The following is a 20,397-nucleotide window of genomic DNA, read 5'->3' on the forward strand; positions in this document are numbered from 1 at the left end:
TACAACAAGTACCCTGATTTTGTCTTGTTTTGCTGTTTGCAGGGTAGAGCCGTACAAAAAAGGGCTGACAAGCAGCCCTTCTACACAAAATCAATACATTTCTGCGTGTTTGATACAAACCTCGGCAATAGCCATACTCATTGAGAAAAAACCCATAACAATCATCATGAAGGCTCCAGCTTTATCGTAAACAAATTTCTGTTTTAATCCGCTGGCAAGAAGAACTTCAACTCCAAGTGATATCAGAATCAATGGCCAGGCAGCCACTATGCTTTCATAAGTGAACATCCCAAAAGTAGTATGTAGTAAAAACGCGGTTCCGAATCCTATGAAACAAAGTCCTGTGGTGATCGTTCCGACGCGGTGAGTCATGATTTGAGTTTTTTCATGCATTTTTCTCTCCTTTCTCACGATTATTATCCGTAGCCACAAAAGGAGCAGGTGTATTAATATTTGTAGTTGTTAATGGAGCAGCTGAATTATTCTCTGTCGCTGTAAATGGTGTAGGTGCATTATTCTCTGTCGCTGTAAATGGTGCAGGTGCATTATTCCCTGCCGCTGTAAATGACGCAGGTGCATTTTTTTCTGCTTCCGTAAATGGTGCTGAACCATTAGTATTCATACCATAAGCCATATCGTATGAAGACTTCTCATCGATATACAGATTCTTCTTTTTTCCGCGAATGAGCTTAACTCCAACAGCAATAATAACGATTGCCACAACAAGTCTTGGAAGTGAATAGATAAAACCATCCACAGCATCATAGATAAACTGCATTCCTGTTAAATCAGCAAAAGCTCTTAATCCGTCCATGATAGGATCCGTGATCAGGTTCCACAGCATGGAAACTCCTGCAATAATCAGTGCCCATGCACCTATCTTCTTTGCTGTCTCTGATTTAATGTTGATCTCTTTTCCATCAAGAAGTTCATTCCAGAAGTAATCGTCCTGCAATCCCGCAAATACCTCAGGTCTGCAGGTTGCAATATTTCTTGCATGAAAAAAGCTATAGAAATACAAAACAATCGGTATCATCATAAACGCATCACTAAGTCCAAGAAATCCGATTATTCCAATCATTCCGAAGAAGCCAAGCATAAGACTTGCTCCCATTTTCATAAAGCCCATATACATCTCTGCAGCACCGGGCAGAAATGAAAATATAAAATTAAAAAATCCTCTCTTTTGTGCTTTCATATCAAATCTCCTTATCTTTTATCTGCCGATTGTCTCACTTATTAAGTGATTTCCCAGCATTTCCGAAACATAACTTGTAGTTTCTCTGGTGGTTGTTTTTCTTGCCTCAGCCTGCTCCTTCATAGCTGTAAAACCTTCACTTGCCGTTATAAACGGAGCTACCACCAAAAATAGAATCGCAGCAGCCATGGCCATGCACACCTGAAATTTGAATCTTGAATACTCTTTCTTTTTCTCTTCAAATGAAACTATTTCAACTTTGTTATTTTTCTCAAGTCTTTTTAAGACCTCTGCTTCAAAGCTTATGGGTGCTTCAAGCAGTCCTGACTGTTCTGTTGATTCTATCAGGCTATTTAGTTCTTCATCGCTTAAATATTTAAAATCGTCATTCATGCTTCAAGCCACTCCTTTCTACAGGTTTTCTTCAGCATTTCTTTTGCCCTGAAGATTCTTGTCTGTATGGTTTTAAGGTTGTCACCTTTTTCTTCCGCAATCTCTTTTGCTGTCCGCCCTCTTATAAAATGCTGCAGCGCTATGTCACTATAGGCTTCCGGAAGCTCTTCGCAGCACCTTGTGAAGGTGTTCATAATATCTTCTGTTTCATAAATATCCGCCGGATTATTACTTGTGCTGCTCATTGCTGCCGAAATGCTTTCCGCCTGAGCAGGCATCTCATCTTCTGCTGTAGGTACCGTCTTTGCAGCTGCGCTCCGTAGATAATCCGTGCACTTATTTGCAGCAATCCTGCAAAGCCAGGCCTTTTCATTTTTTCCGTCAAACTGATCAATGTGCATATATGCTGAGAGGAAGGTCTCCTGAGCAATGTCCTCCGCGGTAAAATAGTCACCGGTCATCCTCAGGCAGATGGAAAAAATGAGGTTTTTGTACTCACCCATCCAGCGTATTAAGTTTTCTTTCGCCTCTATCTTCTCCACCTCCCTTCTTATTTCCTTAATTTTTTTGCTCTCATTACTTATAACGAGTGTAGCATAAAAAAATCTTCAGATTTTTTTAATTTTTTTGTATGTACATTCCTTCAGCGTAAAAAAAGAAGAACCTTGCCGGGCAAGGCTCCTCTTCCTTCTTTATGAATATTAAAATGTCACGCTACGTTGTGTTCCAATGTATAGATTTCCTCAAGTACTTCCTCAATTTTTTCAAAAAGTTTCTTCATATTCTGAGTCCTCCTTCTAAAAAATGCTGTGCTTTTATTATCTGTTTCTATTGTATTGTACTTTTCCAGTAAATCTGTAATCTGTTTCCTGTCTCTGATATAAAGATAACACCTTGAAGAGCTATTGTATAATACATATAATAATAGATGTATTATACCTTTAAGGTATATCTAATAACTGTTTATTCAGGCAGAGTTGTAGCCGGATCGCTTACAAGGAGGTTGTATGGAACTTCGCCACATCAGATATTTTCTCACAATCGCAGAGGAAGGCAGTTTCACCAGAGCTGCAGAAAAATTATGTATAGCACAGCCGCCACTAAGCCGTCAGATACGAGACTTGGAGGAAGAACTGGGAACACAGCTTTTTGAGAGAAAAGCAAGAGGGCTTGCACTTACTGATGCCGGGGAACGCTTCATGCAGTACGCAAGACGTATCAAGCAATTGTCGGATCAATCCATCGAAGACTTACACACAATGCAGGATGGCCTGACAGGCAGACTATACCTTGCAACGGTCGAGGGACAGGCGCCCGCTCTTTTTGCAAACTGGATATACAATTTTAAAAAGAAATATCCCCTCGTTGAATACGAGGTCTGGAATGGAAATTCAGATGATGTAATAAAAAGAGTACATTCCGGATTAAATGAAGTCGGCGTCATAACTTTGCCCTATGATGAAGAAGGCCTGGACGGAAAACTTATAAACAAAGAACCCTGGGTTGCGATTATTCCTAAGGGACATCCTCTTTCAAAAGGAAAGGGTAACAGTATCGAACTGAAGAAGCTCGCACCATACGAGCTTATCATCCCATCCCGAAGATCACGAAGAAAGGAAATCGAAAACTGGTTTGCTCCGCTTGGCCTCCAGCCAAAAATAATCTGCCGGATAGCGCACATGCTAAATGCATATGAGCTGACTGCTGCCGGAGTAGGCATAGCAATCTATCCGGCATCAGCAGGAAAATACGTGGGAGATGATGTTGTTATCAAACGAATAAAAAATCCTGATGTATCAGCAAGCTACGCTCTTGTAAAAAGCGCAGACCGCGATCTGTCCAAAGTTGCTGAGGCTTTCTGGGAGATGGTGAATGCAGAATTAATCAGACAGTAACCACGAAAATCCCTTCGCCATACGCAAATCAGGTTCCCTGAAATGATTACCCTGATTCCATTCAAGGATGCAATCTTTGCCCTGTGCTTTTAACAAATCCTGCATATTGCGAATCCTGTCTCCCACAGTAGACATCACAGGATTCCTGGTCTTTTCCTCCTTATCCCCAAGGCTGAGATATATCTTGTCTGATTTAGTCTCATTATTCTTCATATAATCAATGAAACCAGGAAACCATGCAGAAGGGGACGAAGCAGCCGCCCCGCTAAAAACATCTGTCCGATATATCGCCCACAAAGAAAATAATCCTGCAAGTGAATATCCACCAATATAGAAAACTTTATCGTTATTTCTATGTATAGGAGTATCTGTATATATATTTGTGTCGGTGCTCACATTTGTGTTTGAGCGAGCTATTATAAAATTTGTTTCTTTGTTGATTTCTGCTATATAATCTAAAATCTCATCAAGTGTCTTTTCTGCTCCCTCACCGAAATCCTCATCTCCGAATACAGCAGGTGCCTTCCATGGTGACAATTCACTATTCCAGTCATTGACTTTGAATGCTATTAACCGGAAATCCATATTCCCTGATATTTTCTGTATCTGGGCTACTTCTTTTTCAACCCCTGCAAGATCATGCTCACCGACCACTTGGATTAAAACAGTTGAAGCTTCGGGATTGCCAAATTCATACTTTTCCATAGACAGCCTTTCTTATAGTTTTATACTTTGCTTCTTTTTTGTTTGTTAGTTTCTTTTTTGATTTCTTTTTACTGTTTTTTTGACTTCCTTTTGCTAATTTCTTTTACTATTATAGTAACTTCGGATAAATGATTTATCCATAGCTTGGTCGCGTCTTTCCTTTCCGGTTTAGTATGATTATCCACGCACTTCAGTCATTATTTCATATTTCGCATACAGTGACGCAATCAATATTTTAGTAGTAGACCAGCACATCCATTTTTGCACTTTTAGACTGACACATTTTAGCTTTCGAACAATATGTCTCCTGCATGAGTTCAGTCTACTCGAGGACAATTTTGAATATAGACGTAAGCAAAAAATAGCTGTTATTCCAACTCTGAGATTCTGTCGCCCATTGACGTAAATGTACATCGCTGGAAATATTTATATTCCTAACATTTTACGTCTATTCGGACTGATATTATCTCATTGGTATATTGCTCATATTTTACGGTAGACCCATATCTATTTTTCCGCTTCCATTGACTGAATTTCCTCGGCTTGCGGAAACACACTTCCTCAATGAATTACGTCTATTCGCGAACAAATCAGCTCTTAGGAATAACAGCCATTTGGGGGTTAACCCAATTTTCTCAAATAAGCTCTTTCTGACGTAATAGTCTCTTCCCCAAATATAGATAATTGTTCATTCTCAATACAACCAGAATCTATAATTACTTGTTTTTAAAAAGCAGGAATTATATTCAAAGTATCTTAGTATTCAAAATTCATCTACAATGATATAAAAAGCAGGCAAACAAAAATCCACGGAACTCCCTATTTGAGAATTCCGTGGATAAATCTACTCTGTAAACGATATATCCACCTTGCCACTGGTAAGATCAACCTTTATTTTCTTATCCCTGCCAGCATCACTCTTAAACTTTCTGTCAACCTTGCTGCCATCTAAAACAATAGAACCTGATGTGGATTCGAGCTTGTAATCATAATCATCCTTATTACCAAGAAGGTTCATACTGACTGTTCCTGACATAACATCAAGATCAACCTCATCAGCAGACATCCTGTCAAAAGTAATCATTCCGCTTGTCAGGTCTGCATCCAGCTCATTTGCTTTGCAATCTGTGGCATTAAAGGAACCTGAAGTGAGGTCAACATTAAGCTTTTCAACAATCACATTGCTAAGATCAATTTTACCTGAAGCAGCGCTGACCTTAAGCTCCTTACTCTCGACATCACAGGCAGCTGCGCGTCCTGAAGCAATGCTTACTTTTCCTTTTATATCAACACCATCGACATTGATGCTTCCTGAAGCAGCCTCCAGCTCAGCATCTATTACACCCGCATTCTCCGGAACAATAATTTTGTAATACTGATTCTTTGTCACTGATGAAAAGTTGAAACTAAATGAACTGCCTGAAGGCTGCTTAACTGTCAGCTTGTCGCCACTCTCGCTAACCCTCGGAATATTTTTTTCAGTAACCTGATACTCAAGCTTATATCCATCACCCATATGCCGATATTTTAGAAATGCCGATAATAAAAACTTTGAAATCCCATGCCTGAGCCTGTTGTCAGGCATGGAAATAGAATATCGGCATTTATTTTAAGCCGCACAGCCGTTTTAATACGTCTTCATCATCGGCATATTTAAACACCGCGTCATCTTTGAATACAGATTTATCACTGTCACTGAGCTTGTGGAGCGCCTCTCGTTTCATTTCTTCTGTAACCTTGGCGTAAAAGCGCGTTGTTTCTACATTTGAATGCCCAAGCCATTCTGAAATAGTCGGAAGTGGTACTTTTGCCTGATACAGATGCATGGCTCTTGTTCTTCTGAAGAGATGTGAATGGAGATGAATAAGATCTGGTTTCTTTTTACGAAGTTCATTTTCACATTCTGACAGTATTCTGCTTACATTGTCACTTGACATCTTGTTTCTTCGTCCATTTCGGAAAGAATAGAACAGGTAATCCTGTTCATTTTTCTCTGGATGATACCGCTCACAATAGCTGCAGTATTGTCTCCAGATTTCCTTTGATAATGGAGTTATCCTATGTTTATTACCTTTGCCATAGAAATGAACATCAGCCTCTCCATTTGATGTAGGCTTTATATCATGTGGTTTAAGTGACAATACTTCATTGATTCTAGCGCCGCTTTCATAAAGTAACGAAATAAGGAAGTGATCCCTTGTTGCATCACGATTGGCATCAACACAATTCAAGATGCTCGCCACTTCATCTGTTGTTAGCCATGTAAATTCTATAATCCGGTCATCGTCATAATCGTTTATTTCACGGATTTCTTCAAATTCATCAGAGGTTAAAGCTTTTTTCTTTAGCAGATAATGGCAAAAGCCGCGTACATCAGATAGTCTGTGATTTACAGTAGTTGCCACGTTTTTCCGTTCAGTATTCAACCATGACATAAAATCAATGACGTTAGCCTGATTAAAATCAGATGCCTGTAATGTAAGCAACGACACACCCTTTTGGGTTCCAAGATAATCAATGAACAGATTTATGCTATACCTGTATGATGCTATAGTGTCTTCATCACGGTTTCTTACACGTGGAAGGTAAACTTTTATAAACTCACCAATAAGAGACACCAGTCGTGGATCCTTGGCACTAATCCTCATCACAGGACACCTCCTCTCCGTATATCCTGGAGAGCATATCCCAATCGATGCCCTTTGCTTTCCGAAGATTCTCGGGAAGCAGATGGACATAGTATAGTGTAGAGGTAAGCTCAGAATGCCCCATATAAGCTGAAAGATATGTAAGAAGTTCCATAACATCTTTCCCGCTATTGATCCACTTGATGATATTCCTTGACGCAAAAGCATGCCTAAGATCATATGGGCGGGGATTACCTTTCCACTGTATACCACATGTTTTAATTATCCTTCGCCAAACATTGTTGTACCAGGATGTTTCATACTGAGTCCCATCCCACTTTTGAAAGAACCATTCCCGTTTGCCTGCTAATGCATCATACCTTTTGCAGAGTTTTAACATATCGTCAGACATGATTATGTGACGATCTTTATGACGTTTTGATTGGCGAATATATAAATCACCTGTATTAAGGTCTATATCTTCCGTGCGTATTGCAGGTGGTTCCTGTGGACGTAATCCACAGCAGTAAATCAAACGGGAATATACAGGAAGTACTATCTCAGGAAGAAATCTTTTACCGCACGTTGCTCCTTGAACCGAGTCTATTGCATTAAACAGACCTGAAAGTTCCGCATCAGTAAACAGGTATGGATTATAAGCGGTTCTTTTCACAGTGTAATCACCATCAGGGATATAGTCCTCATACCCCAGGAAGTTCAGATATCTGGTGTATTCCCTGAGCAAAGCGATAAATGCCGCTTTGCTATTGTTAGAGTAAGGATAAAATGCTAGCCATTCATCAATCATTTCCGGCGTTACTAACTCCGAGTCAGGGAATTTTTCAACACAGAATCTTATGAATGGCGGAACGGAAGAACGATAAGTTGCAGTAGCATACCCAACAGATGTCCTGTATGACATCATTTCCTCAAATGCATTATTCAACCTTTTTTCAAGCGTCATAATCAAGTACCTCCTTTGGTATTGCAGGAAGCACTGTCTTTATGCTTGGCGTAGAATCCGGTTGTTATAGGAACATCAGTGAAATCAAATGCAACAAAAGCTATCTGACTTTTATTATGAGTTATATATGGTTTGTCTTCCACTATTGATTTATGTCCCATCATCTGAGATGCTATCTCGATTGGAACACCTCTTGAGACCATGATAGTTTCAAAAGCTCTGCGTATGCTGTGAAAACCTCTAAACGAAATCTTTTCGACTCCAGCTTTTCCACAGTACTTGTCAATCATGCTTCCAAAGCCTTTTGAAAGCTTTTTATAAGGGGCTTTTACTGTTATAAACACTTCAAGATCATTGCATTCCGGTCGCCAATCAAGTATATAATCCGCCAATGCATTCATCGTAGATCCGTTAAGCTCCACAGACAAAGGCTGGTGATTCTTTGATTGAACAAGAGCTAGTTTATGATTCTGCCAGTCTATATCCGTAAGCCTAATCCTTACTATGTCGCAACCACGTAAACCTGTACAATAAGCCAGCAGTATTATTGCAAGATCCCGCTTGCTAAGCATGTCATCATTATTAGCGGCGTCAGCAATGTCAAAGATTTCATCTTCTGTATATGCCGGGATCATGCGTCTGTGATCATTCTTGAGTTTTAGTAATCTATAGTCCCTATGAAGACACTGATTCCCATGGGATTTCAGGTATTCGGTTGAATACTTTATGCATCTGAGAGTACGCCCGGTACTTCCGCTATTAGAAACAGGGATTTCCTCGATAAGAAACTTCATCACAGTCACATCGTCGATGTGTTCCGGATCTTTTCCCTGTTCTGACGCATACCACAAAAAATGTCTTGTTGGAGCACGCAGATCACTTTTTGTAGCGTCGCTAATGGGATAACTTCCCAGTATCTTTTCAACAAGATCAGTAATCTCAGTGGAAACCGGATACTTCTTAACGCGATAAACTATTCTAGAAAAGTCCACTGTACCTGTCTCAGCCAGTGAGGATAGCATATGCAAAACTCTGAACTGAAAGCGTCGATACTCTTTGCAGACCTCACCATTAGATACCCTGTTTTCAAGATAGTTCTTATAGGCATCAATGAGTTCTGATGAATATGTATTTGTGTTTGAAGATCCGGCGTACTTTAAGATGCTATTGCAAACACTCTGATACTGTTCTACCGATACTTCCAGAACGTGTTGCATCACCTCCTTTAATAGTTGCTCGGTTAAATCCTTTAGTAGCGGATGTGCATCTGTCATGGCGGCCTCCTTTCTATAGAGATGCGGTTACATCTTTATAGTAAGAAATGCCGATAGTTTTTGGAAATCATGGATTTATGATACTTTAGGATGCCAAAAAATCGGCATTTCTAAAATATCGGCATATGGGGAATTATGCTGATATCGGCATAATTCCCCTTCTCAAGATAAAAATTTAAGGAAGCTATATCAACATCAAGCTCATCAAACTTAGATAAATCCATGCTTCCTGTTATAAGATCCTTACTTCCCACTTCTTCCTCTCCTCCAAATTCCGTAGCCGGTTTTGCAGCCATTCTATTCTGCGTGGCAAGTACAACAAATCCAAACGCAGACATCCCCAATGCAACTAATAGAATCACTTTACTATTCATAACATGTCTCCTATCACTCGACCTAAAGGGTAATGCTTGTTGTAAATTCCTTAGGTCCTATTAGTTTTCATAAACTTCTTTCTTCTATTAGACTACATTTCCTAACTGCAAAGCAACACGGAATACACTGATTTAGGTATTTTTTACACAGCTTTTGTGGTCACTTACGTCATTCTATGTTGCTATTTCATGCAACTCCGGAAATAAGCTGTGCTGTATATAGGTGGTAGTAGTCGCCCTTTTTCGCCATAAGTTCCTCGTGTGTTCCGCACTCAGTGATGCCTCCATCATTTATGTACATGATCTTGTCACAGCCTGTAATCGTCGATAGTCTGTGGGCGATGATAAAGCTTGTTCTTCCTGAGAGCATGGCATTTAATCCGCGCTGCAGATCCTTCTCAGTCTGCACATCAATACTTGAAGTCGCCTCGTCGAGAACCATAATCCTTGGATCTGAAATAAGCGTCCTTGCAAAGGATATGAGCTGCTTTTGTCCCTGTGAAAGAAGAGCACCTCTCTCCTTGACTTCTGTAAGATAGCCCTTGCCAAGACCTGTTATGAACTCGTCAGCGCAGACGGTTTTTGATACATTCCTGACTTCTTCATCTGTCGCATTAAGCTTTCCATAGCGGATATTGTCCTCGATTGTTCCTGAAAAAATAAAGCTGTCCTGAAGCATTATTCCCATCTGCTCACGAAGCGACTTAAGGGTCACTTTTGAAATATCCTGCCCATCAATCAGAATCCTTCCGCTATCCACATTGTAGAATCTTGAAACAAGGCTCACTATCGTACTCTTTCCGGCACCTGTAGGTCCGACAAGTGCAACAGATTCACCAGGTTCAACAGTAAAGGACACATTATGCAAAACTTCCTTTCCCTTTTCATAGGAGAAGGATACATTCTGAAATTCGACCTTACCCTCCACTGGCTTCATAACAGCAGCACCGGGCTCATCCGTTACAGTAACAGGTTCGTCCATGGTTTCAAAAATTCTTTCAAGATAAGCGATGTTGTTTATAAATCCATTAAAAATATTTCCAAGGTTCATGATGGGCTGCCAGAATCTGGATGCATAGCTTGATATGGCCACAATTGTTCCAAGACTCTGGTGACCGTTTGCAAATATCACAAGTCCAAAGAAATAGATAGCCGCTCTTACAAAAACAGAAATCGTATCGATTCCAGGCCAAACCAGCGTACTGTAGAATATCGCCTTCATCCATGTCTTTCTGCAATCATCTGATAATGTCTTAAAAATCCTGGCGTTTTCATCCTCTCTGGCAAATATCTGTGTGATCCTTGCACCTACTATATTCTCCTGAAGATAAGCATTCAGGTTGGAATTTTTATTGGACACCATTTGCCACGCGCGGCGCTGCCTGTTCTTAATCCAGAACATGAAAACCATGAGAACAGGCACTCCTGCCAGCACCACCAGGCTCAGCTGCACATCCACCAGAAACATGAAAATCACAATAAAAATCAAATTCAGAAATTCCAGTACAATGTTTATGAGTCCGTTACTTAGCATATCCGAAACGGAATTAACATAATTGACCACCCTTACAAGGATTTTTCCATGGGGTCTGTCATCATAGTACTGAAAAGGCAGTGCCTGCAGATGCGTAAATAAATCGTTTCTTATCTGATAAATAATATCCTGGCTCACGTTCACCATTATTTTTGATCTTATCAGTGAAAACAGCGTGCTAAGGCCATAAAGTACTGCTGAAAAAATCACCAGCCTAAACAGCATCATCCTGTTACTGTCAGGTATCGCTTCGTCCAAAGCCATACGCACAATTACCGGATTTACCAGCGCGGTGATTCCTGCTATAGCAGACAAAACCAGCGCAATTATCATAGCTCCAATATGTTTTTTAATATATCCGGAAGCCCTTAAGAGATGTTTTATATCAAAAGGCTCTTCCAAAAGTTCATCCTGTTTATATGTATTTCTGGCCATTTTTTCATGCTCCCATCTGAAGTTTTACAAGTTCTGCGTAATATCCGCCCTGTTTGATAAGCTCCTCATGCGTTCCGCGCTCAGTTATCTCACCATGCTGCATGATAAGAATCTGATCAGCATCCTTGGTGGTGGAAATTCTCTGGGCAATTATTATTTTTGTGCACTTAAAATCAAGATCTCTTAAGCTGTCCTGAATAGCCTTCTCTGTTTCAAGGTCGACAGCGGAGGTCGTATCATCAAGAATTAAAATAGAAGGTCTTACAGCCAATGCTCTTGCAAGAGATATTCTCTGCTTTTGTCCACCTGACAAACCAACGCCTCTCTCGCCTACGATAGTCTCATAGCCTTCCGGCATCTTAGCTATAAAATCAGAAGCCTGCGAGTACTTTGCATATTTCATGACGTCCTCTTTGCTTAGAAGCTGATCACCATATGCTATGTTTCCATCGATGGTATCCGAGTAAAGAAGCACGTCCTGAGTTGCCAGTCCAATATTTCTCCTAAGCTGATGGAGGGCGATATCCTGGACATCAACTCCGTCCACAAGTACTTTTCCCCCTGTCGGTTCATAGAACCTTGGAATAAGGTGAATCAGTGAAGTTTTTCCACAGCCCGTCTCACCCATGATGGCAATGGTCTGTCCCGGCTCAGCCGTAAATGAAATGTGCTTCAAAACCGGGAGCTTCCCGTCAGAATACTGAAAGCTTACATCCCTGAATTCAACCCTGCCATCGAACCTGTTCGGCATAAGAGCTGTGTATTCCTTGTCCACGATCTCAGGTTCAGAATAGTAAATCTCCATGACCTTTACTGATGCTGCTGAGAATCTCTGGAACTCATTCATGACATTTCCCAGCTGTCTCATGGGATTGGCAATAGCCCAGATAAGACCTGAAAATGCAACGTATTCACCCATGGTCATCTGCCCGCCCATAAGGAAAAGTCCACCGATAAGCAGAAGGATAACCGGAAGGAGATTCGCAAAGGTCTCAATTACAGGGAAGTATTTCAGCCATATCATAGCGGTCTTTTTATTGGTATCCCTGTAATCCCTGTTGCACTCATCAAAGGCTTCTATTTCATAGTCCTCCTTTGCGAAAGCCTTAACCACACGGTTTCCGGAGATGTTTTCCTGAGCCATGGTGTTCATCTTCGCAAGCTTTTCCCTGAGGAGCGCATGCATTGGTGCAACCTGGAATTTGAATCTCATTATTATGAAAAAAATAAGTGGAGCTACTGCAAGAAGGCAGAGTGCCATCTTCCAGTTCATGAACATAAAATAGATACCGACAGCGAGAATCAGTGAAAAAGCTTCCACTACCATTCTCACAACCCAGGCGATCATGTGCCTTACAGCATCCAGATCACCTGTGACTCTTGTCATAAGGTCACCGGTTCTGTAGGTGCTGTAGAACTTCATGTCCTGCCTCTGAATTTTGTCGTAAATGAAATTTCTTATCCTGAAAAGGACTCCCTGGGACACTTTTTCATATCCTACGCAGTCCACGTACACGATGATACACCTCAGGATTGTAAAGCCTATCATCATAAAAATAAGTTTGTAGAACTCATCCGGCTGGCTTTTGAAATTAGCCCTCGCCTCCGGTCCGGACAGGAATCTGTCTACTATCTGTGATGAAAAAAATGGAACCGTAAGCTGCATCATGTTGTAGACAAAGGTTCCGGCAACCGACAAAACATAAATTGCCCTGTAACCTTCCATGTTATCCCACAGCCACTGCAGTCTGGTTCTTGGAAATTGCCAGTTTTCGTCTGCTTTTTTCATAATACTCCTCCATACATTTAGAAATGTTAAGGGGTATTAAACCACTACAGTGACTAATGTTCTAATCATTTTTTGTCATAGGGCAATCATTTTTTGGAATAATTTCCAGCCTCATCAAGACTAAGTTCAAGGTCCGGCTTCACAGTCTTTTCAAGGCATAATCTCACGTTAGCCATGTCGCTGAAATCAACAAATTTTTCAGCAAGCTCCCGGGTATTCCCGCTCTTAATTTTCCTGTCTACAAGTCTCCCCCGGAGCAGGCTTTCATCTGCTCTGATAGAGATTGTGTAATCGGCTAAATCTCTGAGCTCCCGCCAGCCATCCTCATCGAGGAGCAGATAGTTTCCCTCCAGGATCACAATGTCATTTTCTACTGTGATGGCATTTTCAACAGGGTTGTGCAGATGTCTGTCATAAGTGGGCCAGGGAGTTATTTCTTTTTCGAAAAGCTCCCTGATCCTCTGCTTCAACAGGTCCAGGTCAAAGGTTATCGGAGCACCCTTGATATCGACCATTCTTACTTCCGCTCCATCCCGCATTGTGGTATGTGTCAGCAGATATTCCTGTCTTCTGTGAAAGCCGTCCATGCCGATAGCCTGAAGATCAGTGAATTCATCATGCTCCTCGGAGAGTTTTTGTAAAAAGCTGTTCAGGGTGCTTTTCCCGGCACCAGGAGGCGCCGCTAACAATACAAGAATTCTCCTGCCCTTTTCCTTTTGGAGCTGTGTCAGCTTTGAAAGCAGGGGAAGAAAAACATTGTTAACAGCGTCCTCACTGTAGGATGCGTTTACATCTATTCCGTTTATATTTACATGGTAATTAAAATCCATAGCCAGCCTGTTTCCACTTTCAATAATCTTAATCTGTCAGAAATTGTTTCCGTTCCAGCCCCAATCGTCAGAGCCGAAATATCTGATATACATGTGGTCAGGAGCTACCCCAAGAATATCCCCGTAAATTGATGTGAGTTCCTTTGTCATTTTTCCATAGGTGTCAGGAGACGCATTTCCATAAATCTTCACTTCAATGAAGGCTGTAGGCTGGGAGTCATCGCCTCTGAAATACATCGGAACTTCTCCCTCGATAGCGAGCATAAGCCAGCTCTCACTTTTCCCGGGGATGATTGAAATTGCCTGTCCAAGGCGCTCCTTAAGCTGTGTTTCCTTTTCCTTTGAGATTGATACGTTGGTCTTTGTTGAAATAAATGGCATAGTTTTTTTCCTCCTGTTATTTTTTATGGTTCTTATTTATCAAATGTAAATCTGTCAAAAATAAAGGTTTCTTCTGCATCATCTGAAATGAACTCAAAATATACAGCATGTTTTCCGATGACACCCGTTGTAATCTCAGCGGTAACTTCTGTAGCGTTACCGTCAAATGAAAGCTCCGCAATCTCCCTCCCCTGATAGGAATCGATGCGTACTTTTACTTTAGCTTTCTTTGCTTCTTCAAGAACAACGGTTACTGTTTTCGGAGAGTTTGCACCAAACTGAAGATATCTAAAGCCTACCGTTGTCCCGTCTGTAATTCCAACAACCGGTGTTGATAATTCTTCTTTTTGCTCATAATCCGGTCTGACATAGGCATGCTTTTTACTTCCGAAAATGTGGCACGCATAACCTGCTGAAATCCAGGAATATGCATCCAGTCCGTTTATATGAGGCCCCTGAGAGGTCATCTCCACAGGCTTTGATGATACAGGCTCGCCGCCAATAAACTTCACATCACCGATATAGAGATTTCCATCTTTTCCCATGGCGACATCGATTGGCTCAAGCATTGCCTGTCTGGAGTACTCGTTCACCCCCGTCTGGCGATGGTAGAATACATACCATTTTCCATTCACTTCCATGATAGATCCATGGTTATTTCCCCACTGGTATGTCATGGTGCCTTTTCCTTCCGAATCATGAAGTATCTCTCCTCCATTAAAGCTTATGTCTCCGCCATCATGAAAAGGTCCGAAGGGACTGTCGCTGAATCTATAGGATAGAAAGCCGTTATTTTCAGTATAAACACCAAGCTCCGGAACCGGCTTCTCATAGCGCTTGGAATATATGTAGACATATTTTCCCATAACCTTGCGAGGACTCGATGCTTCAAAAAATCCGTCAATCAATGATATATGTCCGTCGTCAACAGGATTCCAGGGACAGGTGGAATGGCCTAAAGGATTCTCTACAAGTGTTCCTTCTTTTATGGTAGCCATATCGTCCTCAAGCTCAGCAATATAGCAGGGTGCTGCACAGCCTCCCCAGTATGCATATACTCTGTCGTCATCATCTACCAATATTCCCGGATCAAATCCTAGCTTTGTTTCCACAGGATTCTCGAAAGGTCCCCAGGGAGTCTTTGAACTTGCAACAACCACAAGACTTCCACAATGCTCTGCAGCGTACATGTAATAGGTGTCGCCTCGTTTTACAACATCCGGTGCATAAAGTACGGAATCATAATGAGTTTCATATGCTACGCCATGACAGGTCCAATCCGTCAGATCGTCAACCGGTGCAGACCATACGACATAGTTTCGGCCGCAGTACTTATCCTTCTCAATGTCGTGAGATCCGTATACGTATACTCTCTTTTCATTTTCATGATCAAAAACTCTTGGCTCTCCATCCGGAACATGCTCCCACAGCGGCATGTATGGATTTGCCCCTTTTATAAACCTTTTCATGTCAAAGCTCCTCTCGTGATTTGTGGTAGGTCATTTAAATTTTATTTTCTTGCAAATGTGAGGTAAATTCAAGCGGGTAATGGAGTATTTTCTTTTTGATTTGTTGTATGCAGGGTATGGCTTTACAACTAATACTCTGAGTCTTAGGGAATTTGTTGTAATCAGGGTAGGCCCATACAACTACTACCCTGATTTTCTGCCATTTTGTTGCATTCAGGGTATAGCTCGTGCAACAACTACCCTGATTCTTGAGGTATTTGTTGTAATCAGGGTAGGCCTCTACAACTACTACCCTGATTTTCTGATATTTTGTTGTATTCTGGGTATAGCTCGTGCAGCAACTGCCCTGATTCTTCAATGATTTGTTGTATGCAGGGTATATATACTTACATACCTCAGTATACATAAATCCCTCAGCTTGCGGAAACACTCTTCCTCTATAAATTACGTCTATTCGCGAACAAATCAGCAATATAAACGCATATAATCACAAATAATGGTTAGAGCCTTGCTCAGTCCCTCGTCTATAGTATATTTACAAAAATCAATAAGCAGTTTGATTTTTCGCAATATGACTTTCTTGCGCGGAAAAGCGGAAGTCTAAAGGTATAAAACTGCTTACTCAAAAATTATATTCTACAAAATGAGGTGAACTACATGAAGAAAAAGACCAATATCTACGCTATACTACTATGTTCGTTACTTATGTCTTCAGCATTAGGATGTGAAAAAGCAGCTACGGCAGATGTCACAAGCACTGCTTCGGATGCGATAGCTGCGGAAGCTTCCAATGATAATACTACAGCTAAAACATCTGCCAACGATGTAATGAATGGCACATCTTCCACTGAAAACACTACAGAAGACGTATCTAGGGACGAATCTTCTTCATCTGACTCTTCAGATGAAGTCACCGAAAAAACTGATACGGAAACCGGCAAAACATTAGAAGATGAAGATAACCAAGAAAAAGACTCCACACAAGCTAAAGCTCCTGTATCAGACGATGCAATCTTAAAAGATCTCAGCAAGAATTTCTTCACCTTTGGTGTCGGAATAAACGGAAGCACTCTTGAAAATCAGACGCTTAATATTCCTGAATATATGGAGCTTTGCAAGAAACATTTTAACAGCTGCACTATGACAAATCTTATGAAAAGCTGCTACATACTCGATCAGATGGGTTCACAGGAAAACCTGAAAAACGGTAACGAAGAGCCTGCTCTCTCCTTCTATTCAATAGATCCAACTCTTGAGTGGTGTAAGGAAAACGGTATGAAAATGCGCGGACATACTCTTGTGTGGCACACCCAGGCTCCGGAATGGTTTTTCAGAGAGGGCTACACAGAAGATGGCGACTATGTTTCAAAAGAAACTATGCTGCTCAGAATGGAAAGCTACATCAGACAGCTTATGACACATGTTCAGGAAGAGTATCCCGGTGTTGTTTATTGCTGGGATGTTGTCAATGAAGCAGTTGATCCTGACAGTGCCGATCCTGACAGCGGTTTCATGTGCAGAACAAAGCTTGAAAACGCAGACAATCCCTGGTATGCGACAATTGGTTCCGATTACGTTGAGATGGCCTTTACTTATGCAAAAAAATATGCTGCGGATGATGTGAAGCTATTCTACAATGACTACAACACTTATCAGGCTCCAAAGACTGATGCTATTTACAAGCTTTGTGAATCTCTGAAAGAAAAAGACCTTATAGACGGTATAGGTATGCAAGGTTACTGGGGAATCTCCTATCCCTCGAATTCTGATATCGAATCGGCTATCAAAAAATTTGCAGAGCTCGGATTAGAGATTCATATAACAGAGCTTTCCGTTGGAGTCGATGCAGAAACCGATGATCAGTTCGAAAAGCAGGCAGACAAATATGGACAGATATTCAAAATGCTCTGTGAGCTTGATACAGACAATGGCGGACCTGCCAATATTACAAATGTGACCGTCTTTGGACTCGTAGATCATTATCGCGAGGGAGATACAACCAATTCCAGACTTTTTGACAAAGACTATAACCCTAAGCCTGCATATGCGAAGATTGTTGAAGCATTGGAAGAATTTAATTAACCGAATATAAGTCTCTACAAATATGAAGCGAAGGTGTTCATATGGCACTTTCGCTTTTTTCATCCCCATGGAACTACCTCTTATCGAAAAATAAATAAATTAATTATTTTTTTTTAACAAAAATCCCTATAGCCTCCGAATATTTAATAGTTTCTTAATCGAGCATCAAAGCCTGTCAGAGTATAATTAAACTATGTAACCACGCAGTATCCGGGCATATTTATCGATTTTATGATTTTTCTAAAAAGCAATACTCTATCCCCTTATCTATGTTTCGGATTTTCGAGGGAATGGTGATTGTTATGAAAAATAGTTTATTCAGAAAATTTATGAGGTTTCAGCAATGAATAAAAGAACAGTTTTACTGACAATCGAATCTATTTTGTGCATTATAACTGCCGCAGTACTGATCGTGTCTGATTTTTCAATTTACCAGAAAGGTTTGACTGCACGTGTGGAAAATCCCATGGCAGATATATACACTGCAGAAGCAATAGCAGATAAAGCTGTTTTTGTTTTACCTTTATTTGTTCTGATAGTCATTGTAGCCCTACTATGTACCTTCCTCGGTATTTATGATGATACTCAGGACAAGCCGGCAACAGGTATCGATATAGGTAAGAATGTGACTGACACAGGGACGAACAGTTTGATAAACAAAGTCAGACTTGCCGTCCTGGCATTAGCCATAGCATTCATCATTATCGGTATCTTCAACGGAAGCATGAGTGATGTGCTTATTAAGGCATCTAAAATTTGTACGGAGTGTATAGGCCTTGGATAATAATCAATCTTTAGAAAACGTATCATGGTGGGAAGCGCACAAGCCTACAAAGCGAAGGATCATTCAGCTTTATAGCGCTCTTCTTTATAATGCTCATTTGAAGGGCTTTGCAGAGGGTCAAATTTTCACAGGAAAATCTAAGGCCATCTGTGTTCCCGGATTCAACTGTTATTCATGCCCCGGAGCAATAGGCGCCTGTCCCCTGGGATCAATTCAGAATGCACTTGGGTCTCTTAATAAGCATATCGGATTCTACGTACTTGGAATCATTCTTCTCTATGGCATGCTCCTTGGAAGAACCATCTGTGGATGGATATGTCCACTTGGTATGCTCCAGGAACTGTTACACAAGCTTCCCACTCCCAAATTAAAAAAGAGCCGCTTCACAAGGGCTCTGAGTTATCTCAAATATATAATCATTGTCGTCTTTGTGGTGTCGATTCCCGTCTATTACGGAATCTTCCAGGGAATACCTGTTCCGGGCTTCTGTAAATACATATGCCCCGCAGGAACCTCTGAAGGTGCCATGTTAATGCTTCCCAAAAATCCAAGCTTTCTATCAATACTTGGTCCAATCTTCACCCAGAAATTCATAATCATGGTAATTGTGATACTGGCGTGCATTTTCTGCTACAGATCATTTTGCCGTTTTCTCTGCCCCCTTGGCGCAATCTACGGAATGTTCAACAAGCTTGCAGTCATCGGAGTAAAGGTCGACACGAACCGTTGTAACAACTGCAGCGCCTGCGTAAGATTCTGCAAAATGGATGTTAAAACCGTGGGTGACCATGAATGTATTCACTGTGCCCAGTGCGTTGCCCGCTGTAACCAGGGTGCGCTTTCCATGAAGGCCGGTAATCTCACACTCATCCAGCCCCATAAGGAAGAATTTGTAAATACAGAAGAAGAAAATAAAGTTAAGAAGGCTGCTCCTGTCATAGGCTGCGTAGCAGTTCTTGTTCTCGTGTTTGCAATTATCTGGAGTAACTTCCTTGACCCTTCTCTTAAGACAAAATCAGAAAAAGCTGCTCCTGAAGCTAAGGTTAGCGAGAGCACGTTCTCTGAGGCAAATATGGATGAAAGCACTATACCTGAAACTCAGGTAAATGAAGAATCCACCCCTGAAGCACAGATGAACGAAAGTGCCTCTTCTGAAACTCAAGTCAATGAAGATGCTGCTTCTGAAACTCAGGCCGAAGAAAGTACTGCACCCGAGGGCTATGAAGTAGGACAGCGCCTCAAGACTTTTGAAACCGAATGCTTAGACGGAAGCACCTTTAATCTGGCCGATACCAGAGGCAAGGTAGTATTCATCAACTTGTGGGCAACCTACTGTGGTCCCTGCGTAAAGGAGCTTCCACACTTTAATGAACTCTTCCATAAGCACGAAGGCGACATCGCCATGCTGGCTGTTCATGCCAATCTCACAACCGAAGATGTTGAAGCCTACATCACCGAAAATGGCTGGGATATTCCCTTCGCCATCGATGATGACGACGAAACCTTATTCGGAATAGTAAACGGCTCCAGCGCCCTTCCTCAGACAATAGTCCTTAACAGGAAAGGCGAAGTCATATACAATCAGGTTGGTTCTGTGACACCTGAAGCCCTTGAAATGCTCTTCGAGAAGGCTGCAGCTGCAGATTGAGTTTAAACCAAAAAG

Annotated in this window: 20 protein-coding genes; 5 read left to right on the plus strand and 15 right to left on the minus strand. The window is 41.3% G+C overall.

Going from position 1 to position 20,397, the window contains the following annotated elements; all coding sequences use genetic code 11:
* Positions 1-90: 90 nt before the first annotated feature.
* Genes G602_RS27805 through G602_RS0120960 form a run of 4 tightly spaced genes read right to left on the minus strand, consistent with a single transcriptional unit; the run spans position 91 to position 2,133 of the window.
* Positions 91-393 carry a LiaF transmembrane domain-containing protein gene (locus G602_RS27805; RefSeq protein ID WP_044933052.1) on the minus strand — a complete coding sequence of 101 codons (303 nt, stop codon included), beginning with the start codon at positions 391-393 and terminating at the stop codon, positions 91-93.
* A complete protein-coding gene (locus G602_RS0120950) occupies positions 386-1,198 on the minus strand; it encodes a hypothetical protein (RefSeq protein WP_026660779.1) in 813 nt (270 codons plus the stop codon). The genes G602_RS27805 and G602_RS0120950 overlap by 8 nt, the downstream gene beginning before the upstream one ends.
* A gap of 18 nt (positions 1,199-1,216) precedes the next feature.
* Positions 1,217-1,591: a hypothetical protein gene (locus G602_RS0120955; RefSeq protein ID WP_026660781.1), complete on the minus strand. Its 375-nt coding sequence runs from the start codon at positions 1,589-1,591 to the stop codon at positions 1,217-1,219.
* Positions 1,588-2,133: an RNA polymerase sigma factor gene (locus G602_RS0120960; RefSeq protein ID WP_049945381.1), complete on the minus strand. Its 546-nt coding sequence runs from the start codon at positions 2,131-2,133 to the stop codon at positions 1,588-1,590. Before G602_RS0120960 ends, G602_RS0120955 begins: the two co-directional genes overlap by 4 nt.
* Before the next feature lie 465 nt (positions 2,134-2,598).
* Between G602_RS0120960 and G602_RS0120965 the strand changes: the two genes are divergently transcribed.
* Positions 2,599-3,486 carry a LysR family transcriptional regulator gene (locus tag G602_RS0120965; RefSeq protein WP_026660783.1) on the plus strand — a complete coding sequence of 296 codons (888 nt, stop codon included), beginning with the start codon at positions 2,599-2,601 and terminating at the stop codon, positions 3,484-3,486.
* Here G602_RS0120965 and G602_RS0120970 read toward each other — a convergent pair.
* From G602_RS0120970 to G602_RS27815, 11 genes are all read right to left on the minus strand, one after another.
* Entirely contained in the window at positions 3,472-4,191 is a 720-nt protein-coding gene (locus tag G602_RS0120970; protein WP_026660784.1) for a hypothetical protein, read from the minus strand. The two genes, G602_RS0120965 and G602_RS0120970, sit on opposite strands and share 15 nt — an antisense overlap.
* A gap of 844 nt (positions 4,192-5,035) precedes the next feature.
* Positions 5,036-5,707, minus strand: coding sequence for a DUF4097 family beta strand repeat-containing protein (locus G602_RS0120975; RefSeq protein WP_026660785.1), 672 nt, complete (start codon positions 5,705-5,707; stop codon positions 5,036-5,038).
* An 88-nt stretch (positions 5,708-5,795) separates the two neighbouring features.
* A complete protein-coding gene (locus tag G602_RS0120980; protein WP_026660786.1) occupies positions 5,796-6,839 on the minus strand; it encodes a tyrosine-type recombinase/integrase in 1,044 nt (347 codons plus the stop codon).
* Positions 6,829-7,782 carry a tyrosine-type recombinase/integrase gene (locus G602_RS27810; RefSeq protein ID WP_049945382.1) on the minus strand — a complete coding sequence of 318 codons (954 nt, stop codon included), beginning with the start codon at positions 7,780-7,782 and terminating at the stop codon, positions 6,829-6,831. The genes G602_RS0120980 and G602_RS27810 overlap by 11 nt, the downstream gene beginning before the upstream one ends.
* A gap of 2 nt (positions 7,783-7,784) precedes the next feature.
* Complete coding sequence (locus tag G602_RS0120990; RefSeq protein WP_026660788.1) at positions 7,785-9,056, minus strand: site-specific integrase; 1,272 nt, start codon at positions 9,054-9,056, stop codon at positions 7,785-7,787.
* Between the two features lie 110 nt (positions 9,057-9,166).
* Positions 9,167-9,430: a hypothetical protein gene (locus G602_RS0120995; protein WP_026660789.1), complete on the minus strand. Its 264-nt coding sequence runs from the start codon at positions 9,428-9,430 to the stop codon at positions 9,167-9,169.
* A gap of 187 nt (positions 9,431-9,617) precedes the next feature.
* Positions 9,618-11,399, minus strand: coding sequence for an ABC transporter ATP-binding protein (locus tag G602_RS0121000; RefSeq protein ID WP_026660790.1), 1,782 nt, complete (start codon positions 11,397-11,399; stop codon positions 9,618-9,620).
* 4 nt (positions 11,400-11,403) lie between these two features.
* Complete coding sequence (locus G602_RS0121005; RefSeq protein ID WP_044933056.1) at positions 11,404-13,188, minus strand: ABC transporter ATP-binding protein; 1,785 nt, start codon at positions 13,186-13,188, stop codon at positions 11,404-11,406.
* Between the two features lie 86 nt (positions 13,189-13,274).
* A complete protein-coding gene (locus G602_RS0121010) occupies positions 13,275-14,018 on the minus strand; it encodes a nucleoside/nucleotide kinase family protein (RefSeq protein ID WP_044933059.1) in 744 nt (247 codons plus the stop codon).
* Positions 14,019-14,054: 36 nt separating this feature from the next.
* Complete coding sequence (locus tag G602_RS0121015) at positions 14,055-14,399, minus strand: phenylpyruvate tautomerase MIF-related protein (protein ID WP_026660793.1); 345 nt, start codon at positions 14,397-14,399, stop codon at positions 14,055-14,057.
* A 32-nt stretch (positions 14,400-14,431) separates the two neighbouring features.
* Positions 14,432-15,868 (minus strand): family 43 glycosylhydrolase, encoded by a 1,437-nt coding sequence (locus tag G602_RS27815; RefSeq protein ID WP_026660794.1) that lies wholly within the window; start codon positions 15,866-15,868, stop codon positions 14,432-14,434.
* 79 nt (positions 15,869-15,947) lie between these two features.
* Between G602_RS27815 and G602_RS30715 the strand changes: the two genes are divergently transcribed.
* From G602_RS30715 to G602_RS31145, 4 genes are all read left to right on the plus strand, one after another.
* Positions 15,948-16,229, plus strand: a complete 282-nt coding sequence (locus G602_RS30715; RefSeq protein WP_155830013.1) for a hypothetical protein — start codon at positions 15,948-15,950, stop codon at positions 16,227-16,229.
* A gap of 296 nt (positions 16,230-16,525) precedes the next feature.
* Positions 16,526-17,950, plus strand: a complete 1,425-nt coding sequence (locus G602_RS27820) for an endo-1,4-beta-xylanase (RefSeq protein ID WP_026660797.1) — start codon at positions 16,526-16,528, stop codon at positions 17,948-17,950.
* Between the two features lie 343 nt (positions 17,951-18,293).
* Positions 18,294-18,734, plus strand: a complete 441-nt coding sequence (locus tag G602_RS27825; RefSeq protein WP_044933061.1) for a CD1871A family CXXC motif-containing protein — start codon at positions 18,294-18,296, stop codon at positions 18,732-18,734.
* Entirely contained in the window at positions 18,727-20,382 is a 1,656-nt protein-coding gene (locus G602_RS31145; RefSeq protein ID WP_196808740.1) for a redoxin family protein, read from the plus strand. The genes G602_RS27825 and G602_RS31145 overlap by 8 nt, the downstream gene beginning before the upstream one ends.
* The last annotated feature ends 15 nt before the right edge of the window (positions 20,383-20,397 follow it).

The sequence above is a fragment of the Butyrivibrio sp. AC2005 genome (genome assembly GCF_000424145.1).
Classification (GTDB): domain Bacteria; phylum Bacillota; class Clostridia; order Lachnospirales; family Lachnospiraceae; genus Butyrivibrio.